This window comes from Acidaminococcus sp. (assembly GCF_057597765.1).
This window is the reverse complement of the sequence record NZ_DBMBXK010000002.1, coordinates 104,397-125,891: the sequence shown is the minus strand read 5'-3', so window position 1 is coordinate 125,891 and position 21,495 is coordinate 104,397. Positions and strand designations below refer to the sequence as shown.

Here is a 21,495-nt window from a genome sequence, read left to right as displayed (position 1 = left end):
ACTCGCGGCAGAGGTCAGCCGGACGTTCCCGGGGAATTCACTCTGTGATTCCTAAGGAGGAATATCCCATGAAAAAATCTTTAGTATTTGCCATGGCTATGGCTCTGGGCGTAAGCGCTACCGCTTTCGCTGCCAACCCGTTCTCCGATCTGCCTGCTGGCCACTGGGCTTACGGCGCTGTTGCCAAACTGGCTGCTGCCGGCGTAGTTGACGGTTATCCTGATGGCACCTTCAAAGGCGACAAGACCATGACCCGTTATGAAATGGCTCAGATCGTTGCCAAGGCTCTGGCCAAAGGCGCTATCGGTGCTGACGACAAACTGGTCAGCGAATTCGCTGATGAACTGGACAACCTGGGCGTTCGCGTTGCCAAACTGGAAAAGAACGCTGATGCTGTAAAGATCACCGGGAACATCCGGACTCACTATGATCATACCACTGGTGACTTTGGTAAGAGCAGCGATACCAAGACCCGGTCCCGTCTGTTCTTCACCGGCGAAGTGAATGACAACTGGCATTATGTTGGCATGCTGCAGAACGAACAAACTTGGAACAACAAAGGTAAGAATGACTCCGGTGACAGCGAAACCCGTTTCCAGAGAGCTTACCTGACCGGTAACCTTGGTGTTGTGAACATGACCGCTGGCCGTTACAATGGCACCTATGCTGAAGGCAACATTTATGATACCCGTGTGGATGCTGTGAACGCCAACACCAAATTCGGTGCTACCTACCTGGGCGCAACCTGGGGCAAAATGGCTAACCAGGATTTCGCTACTAAGAAATCCAAAGCAGATGAATTCACTCAGGTTGTACTGGGCGGAGACATCGGCAACCTGAACCTGGAAGCCAACTATCTGCATGTAAAAGATTTGAATACCGCCAATGCTGATGCAAAAGTATATAAGAATGGTTGGGTGAAAGGTTCTGACAATATCTGGACTGCCGCTGCCAACTACAAAGCTGGTGATTGGAAAATCGGCGCTATGTATCTGCACGGCGATGCTGATGACAAGATTGACGGCGTAGAACCCGACAACGATGGCTGGGTAGCTAGCCTGGCTTATAAAGGTGCTTCCTCTGCTAAACCTGGTTCCTGGGGCCTGTTCGGTAAATACTACGATCAGGGTGGTGCTACCTACATTGCCCACACCATGAACGGTCATTATGATTCCTTCGGTCCTGAAGGCTTCAAAGGCTGGATGGTCGGCGGCAACCTGACTGTTGCCAAGAACATGGTAGCTCAGGTTGAATACTATGACCTGAAGGATAAGGGTGCTACCGATAACCATGCAAAGACCCTGTGGTCTCAGATGGTTGTTACCTTCTAATTACAGAACAAACCAAAAGACGGTTCCTTCGGGAACCGTCTTTTTTTTATAAAAATACATACAAAATTGTTTCAAACAGTACAATAATTAACTTCTGTAATATCATTTACCTTGCTTCGTTGCGTTCACATTCAAAATATGGTAAATTTATGAAAGATGACAAATAATTCACACTTGCTTTATCCCGGTCAGGGACCGGAATTTTCTGCCAGGAACAGAGGAAACAAGGAGACTCGCGGGAATGGAGAAAACAGAAGGAACTGCCTGGATAAAAATAACATCAGGGAGGAATCTCCAATGAAAAAATCCTTAGTATTTGCCATGGCTATGGCTCTGGGCGTAAGCGCCACCGCTTTCGCTGCCAACCCCTTCTCCGATCTGCCTGCCGGCCACTGGGCTTACGGCGCTGTTGCCAAACTGGCTGCTGCCGGCGTAGTTGACGGCTATCCTGATGGCACCTTCAAAGGCGACAAGACCATGACCCGTTATGAAATGGCTCAGATTGTTGCCAAGGCTCTGGCCAAAGGCGCTATCGGTGCTGATGACAAACTGGTCAGCGAATTCGCTGATGAACTGGACAACCTGGGTGTTCGTGTTGCCAAACTGGAAAAGAACGCTGATAATGTGAAGGTTACCGGGGCTGCCCGTATCCACAACAGAGTTGCCAGCGGAAATCGGGTCGACAAACTGAATAAAGAAGATCTTGCTGACAAATCTGACAGCAAACTGCGTACCCGTCTGTGGTTCACTGGGGAAGTGAATGACAACTGGCATTATGTAGGGATGCTCCAGAATATACAGAGCTTTGAAGGCAAGAACGAGTCCGGCGACAGCACTACTGAATTCCAGAGAGCTTATCTGACTGGGAATATCGGTGCTGTGAACCTGACTGCTGGCCGTTTCAATGATTTTATTGCCGACGGGAACGTATTCGATGACCGGGCTGATGCTGTCCGTGCCGATGTGAAATTCGGCCAGGGCTATCTGTCCGCTGCTTACGGCAAAATGGCCAACAACGTAGTATATGGGAAAGAGAATAATGAATCTGTAGCAGATGATTACTGGTCTGCAGCTTTGGGCGGCAGATGGGGCAACCTGCATGCGGAAGCAACCTACACCAAAGTGGATAATCAGGATTTCTTGAATGCATTGGATCCTGGCTATGCTTACAGCGACAACAAGATTTGGACTCTGGGTGCTGATTATACTGCAGGGAAATGGAACGTAAGTGCCATGTACCTGAAAGGTGATGCTGATGAAGCTGATGCATTTAAAGAAGGTACCGGACTGGATCTGGATGATGACGGCTATGTATTCGGCCTGAACTATGCTGGTGCTGAAACCAGCAAACCGGGCACCTGGGGCCTGTATGCCAAATATTATGACCAGAGCGCACAGACTGTAGTAGCTCACACCATGAACGGTGATTACTACATGTTCCCGTTCACCGGGTTCAAAGGGTACATGTTCGGCGGCAACCTGACTGTAGCCAAGAACATGGTTGCTACTGTGGAATACTATGACCTGAAAGACAAGAATGGCGATGCAGGGGACTTCGCCGGCACACATGCCCGCACCCTGTGGTCCGAACTGAACATCACCTTCTAATCAACCGATTGAAAGCAAAAAACGGCTCTCCCCAAAGGAGGGCCGTTTTTATGTGCCGAAAAAACAGTGCAGAGGGAAGAGTGCAGAGTGCAGAGCAGGTACGGTGAAAATCCAATGTTCTGTTGCGATGCCGTAGGGCCTCACAAACGGAGGTCGGAAGGTCAGATGCACGGTCTGCTGGTGTTCGCCCGTACCGGGCAACAAACGGCGAACACCGCTGTTGTCGTCTGTTAGACAGCGACGGCGTAGGGGCTGCCCGCAGGGGAGCCCGTCCCGGCCGCCCAGAGGGCATGACAAAAAACCAGAAACGGCCCTGAGGTCTTACTATAAATCCGGAGTCCGGGAAGGACGCGCCCTACAGATGGCAATCGGCTAATCGATGAAAAATTCTTCGGTGTAAAATGAGGGGGAATCCAATGGTACCGTTGGTTTTGCTTGGTGATTTTGCTATAATGGAAGAAAAGGGGGGATGACCAATGCCTGAAATTAGTTTGTTTTTTGGAATTCGGATTACCATATATTACAACGACCACAATCCTCCACATATCCACGCCGAATATGCTGGTCAGAAGGCTTTGATTGATATTCAGAATGCATCGGTATTAAAGGGATTTCTGCCAGGTAGACAATTAAAAATTGTCCTTGCCTGGTGTGTTTTGTATCAGGATGAATTGATGCAGAATTGGGAACTGGTGAAAGAAGGAAAAGAACCCAATCCGGTACCTCCAATGCGGAAGGGGTGATACAATGGAAAAACAGTTGATACCTGAAGTCTTACAGGTGGTTCCAGGAAAAGGATACAGTTTTTACGCGTATTTTAATGACGGAACGGTTCATTATTATGATGCATCGTCCCTGGTACAGAACCCCGGAGTATTTCAAAAATTGAAGGATCAAAAGGTGTTTCACGACTGCCTTACGGTCATGAATGGCACAGCCGCGTGGGACTTGGAAGGAAAACGGAATCCGCGAAGATGTATAGATTTGGATCCTTATGACGTCTATGAGGCCCCTGTTGTAAAGGATCCGCTGGAGACGGTTGCATAAGAGATAAAAGAAAAGGGGGTGTTGCACGTCCTGTGCAACACCCCCTTTCTGTCGCCTGCCGTTGACCGCTGACTGCCGTCCGTTGACAGCCTCATTCCCTTCTTGCCAAATCCATTGGCAGATTGTATAATTTATGACGTGAAGTTAGAAGAAACTAACTAAAATTCAAGGAGGGTTTTCCAATGAACAAGAAACTGATCATGGCCCTGGCTATGGCCCTGGGGGTCAGCGCAACGGCTTTTGCGGCCAATCCTTTTTCCGATCTGCCGGCAGGCCACTGGGCCTATGGGGCAGTGGCCAAACTGGCGGCGGCCGGAGTGGTGGACGGGTTCCCTGACGGTACTTTCAAAGGGGACAAGTCCATGACCCGGTACGAAATGGCCCAGATCGTGGCCAAAGCCCTGGCCAAAGGGGCTATTGGCGCCGATGACAAACTGGTCAGCGAATTTGCCGATGAACTGGACAATCTGGGTGTTAGAGTATCCAAACTTGAAAAGAATGCGGACAATGTCCAGGTCACCGGAGAAGTCCAGATGAGCTACCGGAATGATTCTGGGGCCGCCACCGGCAAGGGCAGCGAATCCGACCTGCGGACCCGTCTGTGGTTCACTGGGGAAGTGAACGACAACTGGCATTATGTGGCCATGCTGGAAAACCACCAGTACTTCGGCGGCCGGAACGAATCCGGGGACAGCGACACGGACTTCCAGAGAGCTTTCCTGGACGGCCGGATCGGGGCTCTGGAACTGAAGGCCGGGCGGTATGATGAGTTCCTGGCGGACGGGAACATCTATGACAGCCAGGTGGATGGAGTGAAGGCAAAGGTGAATCTGGGCCATGCTTCCTACCTCCAGGCAGCCTACGGGAAAATGGCGGATGTATCCGGATTCGGCTATATGAGCGATGACGAAAAAATTTCCGTGGCTGACAAATTCTGGACGGCGGAACTGGGCGGGGATACGGGCAACCTGCACCTGGCGGCCACCTACACCAAGGCGGACAACATCACCTTCCTGGACGGGGCAGACAATGAAATCTGGACCGCCGGGGCCGGGTACCAGGCCGGGAAGCTGGGCATCAACGCCATGTACCTCCGGGGCAGCAATGACTACGAAAAAGCCCGTGACTGGGACAAGGACGGCTGGGTGGCTGGCCTGACCTACGGCGGGGCAGAAAGTGACAAACTGGGCAGCTGGGGCCTTTTGGCCACTTATTATGACCAGAGCGCTTCCACGGTGATCGCCCACACCATGGACGGCAGCTGGGATGCTTTCATTCCCGGAGACAACGGAGTCACCAACGGGTTCAAAGGCTGGAAAGTAGGGGGCAACCTGACCCTGGCCAAGAATATGGTGGCCGAAGTGGACTATTATGATCTGAAAGGCAAAGAAGGGGACCAGAACGGCAAACACGCCCGGACCCTTTGGAGCCAGCTGGTAGTGACGTTTTAACGGTCTGCAGCCAAGCAGCAGACCGTGTCAGCGGTCAACGGTCAATTGTCAATGGCCGTTGGAAAGAAAAATCCCAGGAATAAATCCTGGGATTTTTCTTTATAAGGAAAAACGCAGCCTATGGCTGCTAACCCACCACCATTGCGCAAGCGCAACGGTCCCCCGCCCTTGCAAAGGGCGGATATACGCTCGGGCTAGTGCCCATTGCTTTCCGTGACACTCGGGCTACGCTTTTACCCTGTCCGTAAAAATCGGGTTGAGCCCTTGCTTTCCGTGACACGCGGGCTACGCCCTAGTGTCACTATCCGTCCCTTTTCAAGGGCGGGGGACCATCCGCAAGGATGGTGGTGGGTTAGCAGCGTCAGCTGCGTTTTCTTTCATTAAAATTTGCCTGCAAATTTTATCATTCGGCCGTTGACCGCTGACCGTTGACAGAAATAAAGCGCCCTGCGCTTTATTTCCATGTATTGCATTGTGTCATCTGATCCACCAGGGGCGTTCCGCTGCCGGCCAGCAGATCCACTTTGCTGACCACCACCTGCATGATCCGGTTCTTTACCACGCCGCTGGAAGTCTCCATGCCGTAGGAGGCCAGGGAATGGATCATGTAGGGAGTGCCGTTGTAATTCCCCAGCACCATCATAACATGGTAGGGGGTGAACAGGAGGGACCCCGGTGCGGCGGTTTTGATGTAGGCCAGCTTCTCTGCATGGGTCATGCCCTGGAAGCTTTTCCCCGGGAAGGACTGGGCCTGTTCGTCTCCGTTCCGGGGCAGCTGGATTCCCATGGTCTTGTACACATCCTGGACAAAGGCGGAGCAGTCCACACTGTTGTGCATGCCGCCCCAGCCATAGGGGGCCCCCAGATGCTTGAAGGCCATTTCAATGGTGTTGTTGGCGGTGTAGGGCAGGTAGCCCTGATGGAGATCAGCCCCGTAGGCGGCTTTCACCGGGACAATCTGGAGATAGCCCTGATGGTTCCGGGTGGGCAGCAGCAGGTTCCCGCCCTGGGTGGGAATGGCGGTGCCCATCTGGTACAGCTGGGGCTGGGTGCCGGCCTGGAGGGTCAGTACCCGCCCGGTGACTACAGCAGGAGAGGCAGGGTTGGCGTAGGTCTGCCAGGTCTTGGCATCGGTGATGGCTACCTTGTTCCGAGGGACCCATCCCCGATAATGGGGGGTACGGACGAAAATGAAGTTCCCTTGGGGATTGGTGTGGTACACCCGCACCGGAGTGGCCGGATCCACGGCGGTTTCCTGCCAGTTGTCGAACTGGGTGTCGGAGGCGGAATCAAAGGCCCGCTGAAGGGTGGGGAAGGAGCGGAGATCCACCCGGTCCACCACCACTCCGTATTTTACTGTATTGGTGGGACGGATATTGGCTTTGGCATCTTGGACCAGCTGGGAAGCAAAAGAGTGGCTGATGGGAGCCCTCTGGATGTACTGGTCTTCATCCATGCCGAAGGAATTCACATAGCCGGTGAGCTTGTCGCCGGAAATGGAGGCTCCCAGGTCCTGGATGGAATCGCCAAAGGTGGCCTTGTCCATCTGGGCGTTCATGGCTTTAATCCGTTCCGGAGTGGCCAGGACGGTGTTCCCGGCAGCCGTGGTCCAGGCGGAAGCTTTGGTGAGAGCAGCCGGTGTGCCAGGCATGGCCGCCGCAGCCAAAGCCACGGAAGCGGACAGGCAAAGGGCACCGGTCAAAAGGGATATACGATGAAAAGCATGCAGCAAAATGATGACCTCCTTTATATAGCGTTCCTATTATACCATAAGAAAAGGGGACCGCGGGTAGGGTGAAAAACGGCGGGCCGTTTTTCAGTCTTGCGCTTAACGTCTCACGCCGATGGAAACCATCTGCCCCAGGCAGATGCTGTTGATTGAAAACGCAGCCCCAAGGGCTGCTAACCCACCACCATTGCGCAAGCGCAACGGTCCCCCGCCCTTGCAAAGGGCGGATAGATTGCATGGCAGGCCGAGACCATGGATAAGCAATGGGCCAGCGGCCCGAGCGTATATCCGCCCTTTTCAAGGGCGGGGGACCATCCGCAAGGATGGTGGTGGGTCAGCTGGCAAATTTTTTCCATCAGCCGTTGACCGTTGCCCATTGGCCGCTGACCGGGTTTCTTATGGTATAATATCCCCTGTGATACACCTAACGGAAAGGACGGAAACGGCAATGGGAAAATATGTGATCGCCCGGCCTGTGGTCAGTGAGCTGGTGGTGGAAAAATCCCGGTTCCTGTGCACCTTGGCCCGGGTAGAAACGGAAGGGGAGGCCCAGGAATTTGTCCGGGCCATGAAAAAGAAATACTGGGACGCCACCCACAACTGTTCTGCCTATATCGTAGGTCCTGACAACCGGGTGGAGCGGTCCAATGATGACGGGGAACCCAGCGGCACAGCCGGTTCTCCCATGCTGGAAGTCCTCCGCCGGAAGGAGCTGTACAACACGGCGGCAGTGGTGACGAGATATTTCGGGGGCATCAAGCTGGGAGCCGGGGGCCTGACCCGGACCTACGGGAAATGTGTGGCCCAGGCCGTGGAGGAAGGGGGCCTGGCGGAAATGGTGCCCATGGGGGACTATGCCTTCCTCTGGACCCTGGACGATGTGGGCCGGGTGCTGAACCTGCTGTACCAGCAGGACCTTTTTGCCGTGGGGGACGTAGAATACGCCAACCGGGCCAAAATCCACTTGGTGATGCCCCGGGACCGAAAAGAGAAGGCGGAAGCCTGGCTCACTGAGTCCCTCAGCCGTCCGGTGGCCTTGGACGAAGAGAAAACTTTCTTTGAAGAATGTCCGGTGGAGCCGGCCCAATCTTGATTTTCCCTCCGGATTACAGTACACTTATACTTATTGTACATCATGAGATGATGGGGAAAGAATATGGTAGAAAGCAGGCATGATCAATGCTGAAAAAAACTTGTGCTGTCCTGATGAGCTGTCTGGTCCTGGGGGCCGCTACAGTTCCTGCATGGGCGGCGGAAACCGGCGTATCCGTCAAGACGGTGAGCCGTACGGAAAATAAAGTAGATGTGGAATGCCCTCAGGTCAGCGGCGGCAGCCGCACGGCAGATGACAAAATCAACCGGGCCCTCAGCAGCCAGGTGGCTTCTTTTGTCAGTGAAGCCTCCACCCTGGGAGGGGGCAAAGTCCATTACGATGTGCACAAATCTGACGAGGATCTGGTCAGCTTCACCCTGGTGATGACTCCCAATATGGGTGTGGAAGAAAGCGTGGGCATGACCTTTGACCGGAAAACCGGTGAACTGCGGCCTCTCAGCTATTACTACACCAAAGACCAGCTGGCTGTGCTGGCCCAGAACGGGCTCCAGTATCTGTATGATGTGGATCCGGCCAAACTCCAGACCATTCCGGATACCTATTATGTGGACCGGGACGGGAGCCTGATCGGGGTATACCATGCCGGGGCGGTGCTGGATAAAAGTGAAGGGGAAATCGAAATCAACCTTTCGGCAGCCGGTATGGATGCGGAAGGGAATGTGACCGAAGCCCCCATCGACCACAGTGATGGGACGGCCGGAGAAACGGCGGCTCCCGCCGACACAACGGCCAAACCGGCGGAAAAACCGGCAGTCGGAGAAAGCACCGGCAAGGGGCTGGAACGGATCCGGGCCCGTCTGGCGGCCAAAGAAAAAGCCCAGGATGAAGCCAAAGCCAAAGCCAAAGCCAAAGCAGAGAAAGCCGCCAAAGCCAAAGCGGAAGAACAGGCAAAAATGGATGCCCAGGCCAGGGCAGAAGCTCAGGCCAGAGCGGAGGCCAGAGCCAAAGCACGGGCAGAAGCCAGAGCCAAAGCTGAGGAACAGGCCCGGAAAGAGGCTGCTGAAGCTGCCAAGGCAGCGAAAGCCAAGTCTGCCAAAGAGAACAAGGCGGCTGAAGTGGCAGCCGGCAGCCTGACGGCGGTGGCCAAAGAGGCGGAAGCAGCCGGGAAAACTGCTGCTGCCGTGAAACCGGCGGTACCGGAAACCAAACCGGAAGCCAAAAAGGCGGAAGCTTCTCAAGAAGCTCCCCAAGAAACGGCCAAACCGGCGGAACAGAAGGCTGCTCGTCCCATGACCGTAAAGGAAAAAGTGGCAGCCATCCAGGCCCAGGAAGCCAAAGAAGAGGCGGCCCGGGAAGAAGCCCGGATGAAGGAACTGGTGGCCATAAAGGAAGCTGCGGAGAAACGGGCGGCAGAAGAAAAGGCCCGCCGGGAAGCGGAAGAACGGGCGGCTGAAGAAGCCCGCCGGCAGGTGGAAGCTGCGGCGGAAGCCGAACGGCAGGCTGAGGCGGAACGGCAGGCAGAAGCTGCCAGAGCCGCGGCTGCAGCTCTCGATACGGATGTAAGCGGTGCCGGGGTGATCACCGGCACGGACGTGCGGATGCGGGACGGCGCCGGCCTGGACAGCAGCGTCATCGGAGTCTTTGGCCAGGGAGAATCGGTCCAGGTGCTGGGCAGCACCCGGGCTGACGGCATGACCTGGTACAAGGTGAGCCGCAGTGACGGATCCACCGGCTATGTGGCTGCGGATTACTGCAGCATGGGCAGCGGGGATGGTGACGGAAGCAGTGCTTCCACCGGAACCATCACCGGCACGGACGTGCGGATGCGGGCCAGCTACAGTACGGACAGTGCTGTGCTGGGCTACTTCGACAACGGAGAAACCGTGACCATCCTGGACGATGTGACCAGTGACGGGCAGCGGTGGCTGAAAGTCCAGCGGAGCGACGGTTCCGTAGGCTGGGTATCGGCTGATTTCTGCGCCCAGAACTGATTTACTGGCAGTACTGGCAGGGAACGGGCGCTTGTGATACAATGACTTCAATAAGAGGAGAGGAGGCAGACCATGATGAAAAAAATGGGACGGATTCTTGCCGCGCTGTGCTGTCTGCTGGGTCTGACATTCCCCATGGAACGGAAAGCGGATGCGTCCGCAGCCGGAACCATCATTGGTACGGAAGTGCGGATGCGGAAAGGCGCTGGGACGGATACAGAAATCCTGGGCTATTTTGAAGACGGTGAAAAGGTGGAAGTCCTGAAAAGCAATGTAAATGAAGGACGGAAATGGTATGAAGTGACCCGGAAGGACGGGTCCCAGGGCTGGGTGGCCGGGGAATACTGCCGGGTGCCGGAAGGCTCCCTGATCCCTTCGGTGACCCGTCTGGAAGACCGGAAGGGCAGGATCACCGGCACGGAAGTGCGGATGCGCAGCGATCCCAACCAGAACGGGGATGTGCTGGACTACTTCACCAAAGGGGAAATCGTCACCATCCTGGATGCTGCCGACGGCGGCGGCCTCCATTGGACCAAGGTCCAGCGGGAAAATGGGGATATCGGCTGGGTGGCTTCTGCCTATTGTGAGGAATTGTAATTTTCTGGCCAAAGAGCTCCCCCTTGTGATAAAATAGATGAAATGACAAGAAAAGACAACTAGGAGGTTACAGCAATATGAAAAAAATCTGGCAAACCCTGTCTGCCGTCGCTTTCAGTGCGGCGCTGATCCTGCCTGCCCTCCAGCAGGCGGACGCCGCTACCTTTACCTATACCCCCACCAAACCGGCGGAAACCACTGCCCAGCAGCAGACCCCTGCAGTAACGCCTCAGGTAAAATCCCTGAAACTGGCTGTGGTGCCCCTGATGATCGGAGAAAAAGTGGAAGACAACGAAGGGATGAAACCCATCGTGTTCAGCAACGAAATCGCCAAGGCTTTCCAGTATCCGGAATATGACATGGTGGATTCCGACATCGTCCGGAAAGTGGCCCTCCAGGAACAGGACAACCTGTTCACCCAGGCTGGTCTGGAAGCCGTAGCCAAAGCCAGCGGCGCTGACGTGGTCATTGTCATGGCTGTGGACAAGTTCGACGTAACGGAAGACAACTTCCGCCGGGAACCCATGACCATCCTGGATTACCGGGGACGGTTCGCCACGGTGAACATGTTGAACCACAAGTTCAAACTGGACCGCTGGAGCTATGGCCGTGAAATGGAATCCGGAGCCATCAATCCCCGGTCCGACTGGCCCCATCACGAATTCGGCCTGTTCTGCCGGAGAGAGCTGAAGAAGGTTATTAAGAACAACAAGTAAGGTATGCTGCCAAGGCAGCATACTGTCAGCTGTCAACGGTCAGCGGCCCAAGGAAGCCAGCGCGGCTGGCTGTGAACAATGGCAAAAAGATTCGGCAAACAACGTCTTTTACAAGTTCAAAATCAATTTACGAAAATTGATTTCCAACGGCCGTTGACCGTTGACCATTGACCGCTGACAAAAAGGGGTGTTGCTGTGCAACACCCCTTCTTATTGCAAAGAAGGGAACTACACCAATGGATTGGGCAGAAATCAAGGCGGCAGGCCTGGCCTGCTACAATATCAGGCATCTGAAGGAACGGAAGCGCTACTGGGTGTATCTTCTCCGCTGTGCCACCCACCGGAGCCAGATGGAAGGACTCCAGAAATTTTTCCATGGGGATCCTCTGCGCCGGGAGGTGCTCCAGGGCATGCCCTGCCTGCTGGAGCAGGAAACCCGGGCATTCTTTTACAAGGGCGCCGGCTGGGCAGAACGGGAAAAGGTGATCACCTATACCATCTATGCCCTTCAGCAGCGGATGACCCCGGAATTCCTCCGGGAAATCTACGTCCGCCACGGCCGGGTGAACCTGTGGACCGACGAATTCCAGGACAAGCCCCTGACCCTGGACCTGCTGTTCCATCCGGGCCAGCGGAAGGAAGGGTGTCTGTCCCTGGTGCTCCACTGGGGGGACCTGGACTTTTACCAGATCATGTTCTGGTTGGGACCGGATCCGGAAAGCGGCAGACCCTGCATCTGGGTGGGAGCCCTCCAGGGCACCAGCCTGGGGAATGATGCGGTGAAGGCCATGACCAAGAAATTCTTCGGATACCGGACCAAGAACCTGATCTTCTACGGGCTCCGGACTCTGGCGGATCTGGTGGGCTGTGAGGCTATCTATGCAGTGACCAATGAGGGCTACTACGCCATGAACCATGTGCGGGTGGACCGGAAACTGAAGACCAATTTCGGGGACTTCTGGGGAGAATGCGGCGGGGAACCCACCCAAGATCCCCGGTTCTACCGGATCCCCCTGGAGGAAAAGCGGAGGGATCTGTCGGAACTGAAACCCTCCAAACGGGCCAATCACCGGCGCCGGTACGAACTGATGGATCGGATGCGGGCAGAGATGGAAGAGAAACTGAAACCTTTCTTCGCTTCCTGATTTATGTTACAATAAAACCGATAGTTTCTGAAAATTACCCTGACGGAGGTGTCTGGATTGAAGAAAAAAATCATCAGCCTGTTTTTGACAGCCCTGCTGTGCCTGACCTGCCTGGTTCCGGCTTTTGCCGAGGAAATGGCGGCCACCAACACGGTAGCGGGCAAACTGGAAATTGCGGAAAACTTCCTGTATGGCGCTGTCCAGACCGGGTCCCTGGTATCCCGGGTGGACAAAATGGAAACGGACATGTACGGCCAGAAAAGTTCCGGTTCTGTGATGAGCCGGGTGGATAAGCTCTACAACAATTTGGAAGGGGCCCCGGTAAACGGGAAGCTGTCCATGGCCACCATGATGAACGTGATTGAATGGCAGTTCTCTGACCGGATGTCCATCGACGCGGCCAAAACCCGTCTGAGCCATCTGGAAACCCAGATCTTCGGCACGGAATATGCCAAGGATTCTTTCACCAGCCGTCTGAACCGGCTGACCAAGGCCGCCTTCCCCAACGGCAGCCTCACTTCCAGCACCGTGGTCCTGCCCAAGGATTCCCTGATCAAGGTGAAATTCATGGAAGACATCAACAGCAAGACCAACCAGCAGGGGGATACCATCGACTTTATTGTGGATGACAATGTGTATGTGGGGGATGCTCTGGTGCTGCCCAAAGGGGCCAAAGGCTATGGCCAGATCAAAAAGATCGTCCAGCCCCGGATCTTCGGCCGGGATGCCCGGATCGATCTGGACTTCTCCCATGTGGTGGCTGTGAACGGGGGCGCTGTCCCTGTTACGGTGGGCGACCTGGCCAAACAGCAGGCCAAGACCGCTGCCGGTGCCGCCGGTGCCTCCATCGGAGGGATGATCCTCTTCGGGCCGGTAGGCGTTGTGGGCGGCGCTTTTGTGAAGGGATCTTCTGTGACCATTCCGGCAGGGACCAACACCTATGTGCAGGTGGCGGAAGACACCAGCGTGGACGGCGTGATCCTGGCGGGCAGTGCAGTAGCTGGTCAGCAGCTGGACGGCAATACCCAGGAAGGCGGCCCCCAGACGGCTCAGCCTGCCTCTGCGGTAACCAAGGAACCGGCCGGTGAAACGGCTGCCGAACCGGCTGCGGAAGCCCAGAAGGAACCGGCCGCCGCTCTTCAGCCCAAGAAAAACACCGGGGTAGCCCTGGATGAAACGGAACCGGAAGCCGCCCAGCCGGCTGATGACTCCCAGACCGTCCAGGAACCGGCTGCCAAGACCGGGGAAGACAAGGCGGATGCAGAAACGGAAGCCGCTCTGGCAGAAGCCCAGAAACGGGACGAAGAAGCCAAGAAGCTGGCCAAAAAGGATAGCAGCAGCCAGCCTATGCTGGATGAAGACGACGGAAGCGCCTACGATACGGCTACTCTCTGAGACGGAAACCAGGGCCTCTCTCTTTCACACAAAGTTGCGGAAGAGAGGGGCCTTTTGTGTTATAATATTGAAGAGTGTAACTGTTTTCCGGGCAGGGAACTGCCGGGACACTGCAAGATTTGATGAGGAAATTTATCCACTGGAGGACAGAATCCTATGAACAAAAAGGCGTTGGCCTTAGGAATTACATTGGCGGTATCGCTGCCGGGCATGGCCAGTGCAGCGGTGACCTATGACGGGGGAAAACTGAGCAGCAAGGACGGTCCGGCTTTCCAGCCGGCTATCCAGAGCCTGGATGAAGTGGAATCTCTGGCCCGGACCAAGGAAGGGGTCCACCGGATCCAGGACCAGCCGGATGCCAAGACGGAAACCATCACCCGGGCTGGACGGGAAACAGCCAAGGAACAGAAGCTCCGTGAGAAAAAGGGGGAAACGGTTCCCAGCGAATCCACCCTGCCCATTACCATCTATGGGGATCAGGTCCAGTACAATTCGGAAACCGGTGATTTTGAAGCCAAGGGGAACGTGCGTCTGTACCAGGGCAACCAGAAGCTGTACACTGCCCAGGCCCAGGGCAATTCCAAAACCGGGGATGTGTACCTTCTGACCGGGGGTCGGATCGTGGAAGAGACCGGCAGCGGCACCAGTGTCACCAACGGCCAGTGGGGCCATTACAACTTCCTGGACAAAACCGGTACGGTGAAGAACATTTCCGGCTACAACGGCAAGGATATGTACCGGGCGGATATCGGGGAAATCTATCCGGACCGGGTGGAACTCACCAGCGGCGGCAGCACCACCCGGTGCCCGGCAGTGCTCCATCCCCCTTGTGTGGAAGTGAAGGCGGACAAAGTGGTGATCTATCCCAAGGACAAGATCATCGCCTACAATGTGAAGGTGTTCGTCAAAGGCAAGCACGTCTATTCCCGGGACCGGTGGATCAACCGGATGGGTGACAGTGACGAAAAACAGAGCCTGCTGCCCCATATCGGGTACGATACGGACCATGGAGTGAAGATCCGTTACAACCTGGATGTGCCCATCAGCAACAAGAACAACCTGGATGCGGAACTGAAGTACTATTCCAAGATCGGCTGGCGGCCTCTCTTTACGGACCGGCAGGAGGAAAAGAACTTCTATGTCCAGATCCAGGACGGGCATATGGAAGACTCGGACAACAACTGGATCCGGAAGGAACGGGATGTGAAGTTCGTCTACAAGGCCCACAAGTTCGACGACCGGGTGCCGATGAACTATTCCGCCTACATCAGCCATGGTCTGTGGAAGGACAACTGGAAGCGGAGCTGGCATACGGAATACGGGTTCTATCTGAACCATGATCCCATCCGTCTCACCCACGAAAAGATGCCCCTGTACCTGAACCTGGGGATGGGCCATAAATGGGTCCGTGAAAGCATTAACGATGAAACCAAAAAGACCATGCTGTATTCCGCCACCCTGAACAAAAACTTCGACGGGGGCTGGAACACCTGGCTGGGCTATTACTATGAAAAGGAACACAGTTCCGTATTCTCCTATGCGGATCCGGACATGGCCAAGGAAATCCAGTGGGGACTGGGCAAACGGCTGGGCCCCAATGACTGGGTGAACTTCGTCATGCGGTATGACCAGGGCAAGAGCAGCGTCTACGAATACATCTACCGGTGGTACCATGATTTCTGCTGCTTCCGTCTGGGACTGGAATATCGGGACAAGAAGTACAACAATGATCATGAATGGAGTGTGACATATGACCTCTATCGGTGGTAAGGCACAGGAACTGATCGGAGCCCGTCTCCTGGAACATGAAAAACTGGTCCACAAGGTCATGGGCAGCAAACGGCTGCTGAAGGCCATTGAGGAGGCGGCGGGGATGATTTCCCTGACCCTGGCTTCCGGGGGCAAAGTGATGTTCTGCGGCAACGGGGGATCGGCGGCGGACGCCCAGCACTGGGCGGCGGAAATTGTGGGCCGGTTCCAGAAGGAACGGCCGGGGATGGCAGCGCTGGCTCTCACCACGGATACCTCCATCCTGACGGCCATCGGCAACGACTACGGCTATGACCGGATCTTCGCCCGGCAGGTGGAAGGCCTGGGCCGGGAAGGAGATGTGCTGGTGGGGATTTCCACCTCCGGCAACAGCGGCAATGTATTGGCGGCCATCGAGACCGCCCGGGCCAAAGGGATCCGGGTCATCGGCTTTACGGCCAAAGGGGGCGGCAAAATGGCGGACCTGTGCGACGTGCTGCTGGACGTGCCCGCGGTGAATACCGCCCGGGCCCAGGAAATCCATGAAATCATGGGACATATCATTTGCGAGCTGGTGGAAGACTATGCGTAATACCAAAAGTACCCAATTCCTTACAGAAGACATCCAGAAGCTGCGGATCGCGGTGATCGGGGATGTGATGCTGGACCGGTACGTGTACGGGGAAGTGAAGCGGATCTCTCCGGAAGCCCCGGTGCCGGTGAACCGGGTGCGCCGGATGGAAAGCGTCCTGGGGGGCGCCGGCAATGTGGCGGCCAATCTGGCGGGACTGGGCGTGAAAGTCTATGCCGCAGGGGTCACCGGGCTGGATGAGCACCGGGAAGCCCTGGAGGAAAAAATGGCAGCGGCGGGAATCGATTTCAGCGGTCTTTTGCCCATGCCCGGCCGCAGTACCATTACCAAAATGCGGATCATCGGAGCCCGGCAGCAGATGCTCCGGCTGGATTTCGAAGAGCCGGGAGACCTGAACCCGGAAGAGGAAAGCCGGCTGCTGAGCTGGCTGGAACAGCGGCTCCAGGACGGCCTGGACGGCATCGCTCTCAGCGACTATGCCAAAGGGGTCTGTTCCGACCATTTCTGTCAGACGGTGATCGACCTGGCCCACAGTGCCCAGGTGCCGGTGCTGGTGGACCCCAAGGGAGCGGACTGGCGGAAGTATGCAGGGTGTGATTTCATCACCCCCAATGTGAAGGAAATGTGCGAAGCCGGGGGCAAAGTGGTGCCCAACGAAACGGAACCTCTGGTGGAACTGGCGGCCAAAGCCCGTGATGCTTTCCACATCAGGAATGTGGTGGTGACCCGGTCGGAAAAAGGGGTTTCCCTGATCAACCGACACGAAGTAATCACGGAAGCGGCCACTGCCCGGGACGTGTTCGATGTGTCCGGGGCCGGGGATACGGTGGCGGCGGTGCTCCTGGCGGCGGTAGCCGGAGGCCTGCCTTTGGGAGAAGCCCTGAATCTGTCCAACAAGGCGGCGGGGATCGTGGTTTCCAAAGTGGGGACCTATCCGGTGCACCGGGAGGAACTGCTGAAGGAAGTGCTGGCCAGCGAAGAACGGGAAGGACGGGACTACCGGCCTCTCAGCTGGGACGAAGTGACCAGCCTGGCCCGGACCTGGCAGGCGGCCGGGGAGAAGATCGTCTTCACCAATGGCTGCTTCGACATCCTCCACACCGGCCACGTAACCTATCTGGAACAGGCGTCCCGGCTGGGACAGCATCTGATTGTGGGGGTCAATACCGATGCATCGGTGAAACGGCTGAAAGGAGAGACCCGTCCCCTGAACCAGGAAAATGACCGGGCCCGGATCCTGGCTGCCCTGGGCTGTGTGGACGCAGTGGTGCTCTTTGGAGAAGACACGCCCACGGAACTGATCCGCCGGATCCGGCCGGATATCCTGGTGAAAGGCGGAGACTACAAACCGGAAGAAGTAGCCGGACGGGAATACGCCGGCCGGGTGGAGATCCTGCCCTTCAAGGAAGGCTATTCCACCACCGGGGTAATCCGGAAAATCGCAGAACTGGTCAAGGAGGGTAAATTATGATCATTGTAACCGGGGGTGCCGGTTTTATAGGCAGCAACATCGTCAAGGGACTGAACGAACAGGGCCGGGATGACATCCTGGTGGTGGACAATCTCACCAATATGGTGAAGTTCAAGAACATCCAGGGGCTGAAGGTCATGGACTACCTGGACAAAATGGACTTCATCCAGCGGGTCCGGGACGGGAAGTTCGACCATGAACCCATCGAAGTGATCTTCCATGAGGGAGCCTGCTCCGATACCATGGAATACAACGGCAAGTACATGATGGAAAACAACTTCGAATACACCAAGACCCTTATGCACTTTGCCCTGGACCGGCGGATCCAGTTCCTGTATGCTTCTTCCGCTTCCACCTACGGCAGCGGGAAGAACGGGTTCCGGGAAGAACCGGCCTGTGAAGAAGCCCTGAACGTCTATGCCTTCTCCAAGCTGTTCTTCGACAACTATGCCCGCCGGTACTTCGACAAGGCGGAAAGCCAGATCGCCGGGTTCCGGTATTTCAACGTGTTCGGGCCCCAGGAAAACCACAAGGGGAAAATGGCCTCCATGGTGCGCCAGATGTTCCTCCAGTGGCAGGGGGAACACAAGGTGAAGCTGTTCGGGGAATACGACGGCTACGGGCCGGGGGAACAGACCCGGGACTTCATCTATGTGAAGGACGTGGTGAAGGTGCTGTTCTATTTCTGGCAGCATCCGGAACTGAAAGGGGTCTACAACCTGGGGACGGGTCATGCCCATACCTTCAATGACATGGCCAGAGCGGTGCTGGAATTCTTCGGCAGCGGAGAACTGGTCTATGTGCCCTTCCCGGAAGTGCTGAAGGGGAAATACCAGAGCTATACCCAGGCCGATGCCACCAAGCTGCTGGCCACCGGCTACGACGGCGGGTTCACGGATTTTGCCCAGGCGGTGAAGGAATACTGCCAGGTGCTCCGGGATTCTGACGGCTATTACAAGGCATGAGCGGGAAATGGAAAGCGGTGTTCCTGGACCGGGACGGGGTCCTGGACATCGACAAGGGATATATCTGCCGTCCTGACCAGGTGGAATGGGTGACCGGCGCCAGAGAGGCGGTGGCCGCCCTGGTCCGCCGGGGCTATCAGGTGTATGTGGTGACCAACCAGAGCGGTATCGCCCGGGGTTACTACACCCAAAAGGACATGGAGCATCTCCATGCCTATATGGCGGAAAAAATCAGGAAAGCCGGCGGCCAGATCGACGGCTTCTATTTCTGTCCCCACCATCCCACCAAAGGGGTGATCCCGGAACTGACTGTGGCCTGCAATTGCCGGAAGCCCAAACCGGGGATGATCCTGCAGGCCCTGGCAGACCATGATCTGGACCGGGAAGGATCCTTCCTGATCGGGGACAAGGAAAGCGACGTGCAGGCGGCCCTGGCGGCGGGAATCCCGGGCTACCGGTTCACCGGGACGGATCTGCTGGCCTTTGTCCGGCAGGTGCTGGCCCGGCAGGAGGGGGCAAAGTGACCTACAAGAACATCCTGATCATCAAAATGAGTTCCCTGGGGGACGTGATCCATGCCCTGCCCTTTGCGGCGGCCCTCCGGGAAACTTTCCCGGACAGCCGGATCAGCTGGCTGGTCCATCCCCAGTTCAGCGCCTTTGTGCCGGAACCGCCCATCATCGACGAAGTGCTGTATTTCGACAAGAAGGCCTTCGGGAAAATGGGCTGGGGGGACAAGTGGAAGACCCTCCGGGAAACCCGGGCGCTGCTCCGGTCCAAAAATTTCGACCTGGTGATCGACCTCCAGGGGCTGTTCAAAAGTGCGGTGATGGCCTGGCTCACCGGCTGTCCCAACCGGATCGGCTACTGTGAGATGCGGGAAGGGAGCCGGCTGGTATCCCGGCCCATTGCGGGGGCCCATGCCCACGATCATGTGATCGAACGGTACCTGGATGTGGCCCGGTATCTGGGGGCAAAGGTGGAGAAGATCACCTATCCCATGCCGGCGCTCCGGGAAGAAGGGGAAACGATCCGGCAGAGACTCCGGGAAGCCGGGGTGCCGGAGAAAGAAAAAATGCCCTATGCGGTGCTGGTGCCCGGGGCCCGGTGGGAAACCAAGCGGTGGCCCCTGGAGCACTATGCCGCCCTGGCCCGGAAGTTTCTCCAGGACGGGACCTGGGTGGTACTGGCAGGGGGTCCGGAAGACAAGCCCCTGGGAGAAAAGATCCGGGACCTGGTGGGGCCGGAACCCCGTCTGCTGGACTGGATTGGGAAGACCAGCCTCCGGGAACTGGGGGCCCTGATCAAAGGGGCCCGGTGCTATGTAAGCGGGGATACCGGGCCTCTCCACATTGCCACGGCGCTCCAGAAGCCCCTGGTGACCATCTACGGCCCTACACGGCCGGACCGGACGGGTCCCTACGGCAATCCACGGGCCACGGTGCTGGTCAGCCCGGCAAAGTGTGCCGGATGCCTGAAAAAGCACTGTGACCACTGGACCTGCATGGGGGAAGTGACTCCGGACCAGGTGTATGCCCTGTGCCGGGAAAAGGAGGAAAACAGCTGTGATTGAACTGGCAGGCAAGAAAATCATCGTGACATTCCTGATGCACCTGGGGGACCTGGTGCTCACCACTCCTTTCCTCCATGCCCTGCGCCAGGCGGCGCCGGGAGCGGACATCACCTATCTGGTGGATGAGAAGCTGAAGGAAATCGTGGAATACAATCCCAACATTGACCATGTGTGGACCATCGACAAGAAGGGGAAGGACAACAATCTGCGGGCCCTGTGGGCCATGAGCCGGAAAATCACCGACGCCCATTTCGATGTGCTGATCAACCTGCACCCCAATGAACGGTGCTCCTTCATCGATGCCATGGCGGTGGTGCCGGTGAAGGTTGGGGCTTCCCATTTCCTGTTTCGGGGCTTCTTCCGTCCCTGGCTGAAGCTGAACCGGAAAATCCATGCGGCGGATATGTACCTGGATGTACTGAAACGGATCGGGGTGGAGAACCTCCGGAACAATGGACTGGAAGTGTTCCCGGGACCGGAGCACAAACAGGCGGCGGAAGCCTATTGGGCGGCCCAGGATCTGAAGCCGGAAGAAAAAGTGGTGGGATTCAACATCGGCAGTGCGGTGGTGACCAAACGGTGGGCCCCGGAACGGTTCGCCCAGGTGGCGGATACTCTGGCCGGGGAAGGATACCGGACGGTGTTCTTCGGGGGCCCCATGGATGAGGAGATGGTCCGGGAGGCGGTTTCCTTCATGAAGAGCCGTCCCATGGTGGCCACCGGGAAATTTTCCCTGGGAGAACTGGCAGCGGCCATGAGCCGGTGCAGCCTGATCATCACCAACGACAGCGGCCCCATGCATGTGGCCATCAGCCAGAAGGTACCCATTGTGGCCATGTACGGGCCCAGCCATCCGGAACTGTACGGTCCCTATACGAAAATGGCCACCATTGTCCGGGCGGAACCGCCCTGTGACGGGTGCCGGAAGGGGATGAAGCACCACTGCGATGACATGCGCTGCATGCGGGATCTGACGGTGAAACAGGTGCTGAAAGCGGCCCACCGGTGGCTCCGTGAAAAAAAATAAAGTTTTTTTGAAAAAAGGCTTGCAATATTTTAGATTATCTTGTATACTAAACAA

The 21,495-nt window shown here is 56.4% G+C and carries 19 protein-coding genes; 18 read left to right on the top strand and 1 reads right to left on the bottom strand.

The features are described from left to right. Window positions 1-68 precede the first annotated feature (68 nt). The 5 genes from ACZOF8_RS01775 (at window position 69) to ACZOF8_RS01755 (ending at window position 5,437) form a co-directional block, all read left to right on the top strand. Window positions 69-1,331 (top strand): S-layer homology domain-containing protein, encoded by a 1,263-nt coding sequence (locus ACZOF8_RS01775; RefSeq protein WP_154487784.1) that lies wholly within the window; start codon window positions 69-71, stop codon window positions 1,329-1,331. Window positions 1,332-1,628: 297 nt separating this feature from the next. After that, window positions 1,629-2,939, top strand: coding sequence for an S-layer homology domain-containing protein (locus tag ACZOF8_RS01770; protein WP_154487783.1), 1,311 nt, complete (start codon window positions 1,629-1,631; stop codon window positions 2,937-2,939). A 476-nt stretch (window positions 2,940-3,415) separates the two neighbouring features. Next, a complete protein-coding gene (locus ACZOF8_RS01765) occupies window positions 3,416-3,682 on the top strand; it encodes a DUF4160 domain-containing protein (RefSeq protein WP_288174839.1) in 267 nt (88 codons plus the stop codon). A gap of 4 nt (window positions 3,683-3,686) precedes the next feature. Continuing rightward, window positions 3,687-3,986: a DUF2442 domain-containing protein gene (locus ACZOF8_RS01760; protein ID WP_154488661.1), complete on the top strand. Its 300-nt coding sequence runs from the start codon at window positions 3,687-3,689 to the stop codon at window positions 3,984-3,986. A 182-nt stretch (window positions 3,987-4,168) separates the two neighbouring features. After that, window positions 4,169-5,437 (top strand): porin, encoded by a 1,269-nt coding sequence (locus ACZOF8_RS01755; protein WP_441368873.1) that lies wholly within the window; start codon window positions 4,169-4,171, stop codon window positions 5,435-5,437. Between the two features lie 454 nt (window positions 5,438-5,891). Here ACZOF8_RS01755 and ACZOF8_RS01750 read toward each other — a convergent pair whose 3' ends face one another. Continuing rightward, a complete protein-coding gene (locus tag ACZOF8_RS01750; protein ID WP_022488156.1) occupies window positions 5,892-7,169 on the bottom strand; it encodes a C40 family peptidase in 1,278 nt (425 codons plus the stop codon). A gap of 445 nt (window positions 7,170-7,614) precedes the next feature. On the opposite strand from ACZOF8_RS01750, the gene ACZOF8_RS01745 reads away from it, so the two are divergent. The 13 genes from ACZOF8_RS01745 to ACZOF8_RS01685 all read left to right on the top strand — a co-directional run bounded on the left by ACZOF8_RS01745 (window position 7,615) and on the right by ACZOF8_RS01685 (window position 21,441). Beyond that, the gene (locus ACZOF8_RS01745) at window positions 7,615-8,259 is read left to right on the top strand and encodes a YigZ family protein (RefSeq protein WP_022488155.1); all 645 of its coding nucleotides are present in this window, start codon (window positions 7,615-7,617) and stop codon (window positions 8,257-8,259) included. 86 nt (window positions 8,260-8,345) lie between these two features. Beyond that, window positions 8,346-10,211, top strand: a complete 1,866-nt coding sequence (locus ACZOF8_RS01740; protein ID WP_487426497.1) for an SH3 domain-containing protein — start codon at window positions 8,346-8,348, stop codon at window positions 10,209-10,211. Window positions 10,212-10,283: 72 nt separating this feature from the next. Further along, the gene (locus ACZOF8_RS01735) at window positions 10,284-10,808 is read left to right on the top strand and encodes an SH3 domain-containing protein (protein ID WP_022487300.1); all 525 of its coding nucleotides are present in this window, start codon (window positions 10,284-10,286) and stop codon (window positions 10,806-10,808) included. 77 nt (window positions 10,809-10,885) lie between these two features. Beyond that, entirely contained in the window at window positions 10,886-11,524 is a 639-nt protein-coding gene (locus tag ACZOF8_RS01730) for a hypothetical protein (protein WP_022487299.1), read from the top strand. 236 nt (window positions 11,525-11,760) lie between these two features. Further along, window positions 11,761-12,669 (top strand): VirK/YbjX family protein, encoded by a 909-nt coding sequence (locus tag ACZOF8_RS01725; RefSeq protein ID WP_154488658.1) that lies wholly within the window; start codon window positions 11,761-11,763, stop codon window positions 12,667-12,669. Window positions 12,670-12,717: 48 nt separating this feature from the next. Then, window positions 12,718-14,064 (top strand): hypothetical protein, encoded by a 1,347-nt coding sequence (locus ACZOF8_RS01720; RefSeq protein WP_326831143.1) that lies wholly within the window; start codon window positions 12,718-12,720, stop codon window positions 14,062-14,064. A gap of 156 nt (window positions 14,065-14,220) precedes the next feature. Then, window positions 14,221-15,834: an LPS-assembly protein LptD gene (locus tag ACZOF8_RS01715; RefSeq protein ID WP_154488656.1), complete on the top strand. Its 1,614-nt coding sequence runs from the start codon at window positions 14,221-14,223 to the stop codon at window positions 15,832-15,834. Next, on the top strand, window positions 15,815-16,405 hold the full coding sequence (gmhA, locus tag ACZOF8_RS01710; protein ID WP_022487295.1) for a D-sedoheptulose 7-phosphate isomerase: 591 nt from the start codon (window positions 15,815-15,817) through the stop codon (window positions 16,403-16,405). Before ACZOF8_RS01715 ends, gmhA begins: the two co-directional genes overlap by 20 nt. After that, entirely contained in the window at window positions 16,398-17,876 is a 1,479-nt protein-coding gene (gene rfaE1, locus ACZOF8_RS01705) for a D-glycero-beta-D-manno-heptose-7-phosphate kinase (protein ID WP_329778129.1), read from the top strand. Before gmhA ends, rfaE1 begins: the two co-directional genes overlap by 8 nt. Further along, window positions 17,873-18,841: an ADP-glyceromanno-heptose 6-epimerase gene (rfaD, locus tag ACZOF8_RS01700; protein WP_022487293.1), complete on the top strand. Its 969-nt coding sequence runs from the start codon at window positions 17,873-17,875 to the stop codon at window positions 18,839-18,841. Before rfaE1 ends, rfaD begins: the two co-directional genes overlap by 4 nt. Continuing rightward, window positions 18,838-19,365, top strand: coding sequence for a D-glycero-alpha-D-manno-heptose-1,7-bisphosphate 7-phosphatase (locus ACZOF8_RS01695; RefSeq protein WP_441368870.1), 528 nt, complete (start codon window positions 18,838-18,840; stop codon window positions 19,363-19,365). Before rfaD ends, ACZOF8_RS01695 begins: the two co-directional genes overlap by 4 nt. Next, window positions 19,362-20,414: a lipopolysaccharide heptosyltransferase I gene (waaC, locus tag ACZOF8_RS01690; protein WP_012938992.1), complete on the top strand. Its 1,053-nt coding sequence runs from the start codon at window positions 19,362-19,364 to the stop codon at window positions 20,412-20,414. Before ACZOF8_RS01695 ends, waaC begins: the two co-directional genes overlap by 4 nt. After that, a complete protein-coding gene (locus ACZOF8_RS01685) occupies window positions 20,407-21,441 on the top strand; it encodes a glycosyltransferase family 9 protein (protein ID WP_278721849.1) in 1,035 nt (344 codons plus the stop codon). The genes waaC and ACZOF8_RS01685 overlap by 8 nt, the downstream gene beginning before the upstream one ends. The last annotated feature ends 54 nt before the right edge of the window (window positions 21,442-21,495 follow it).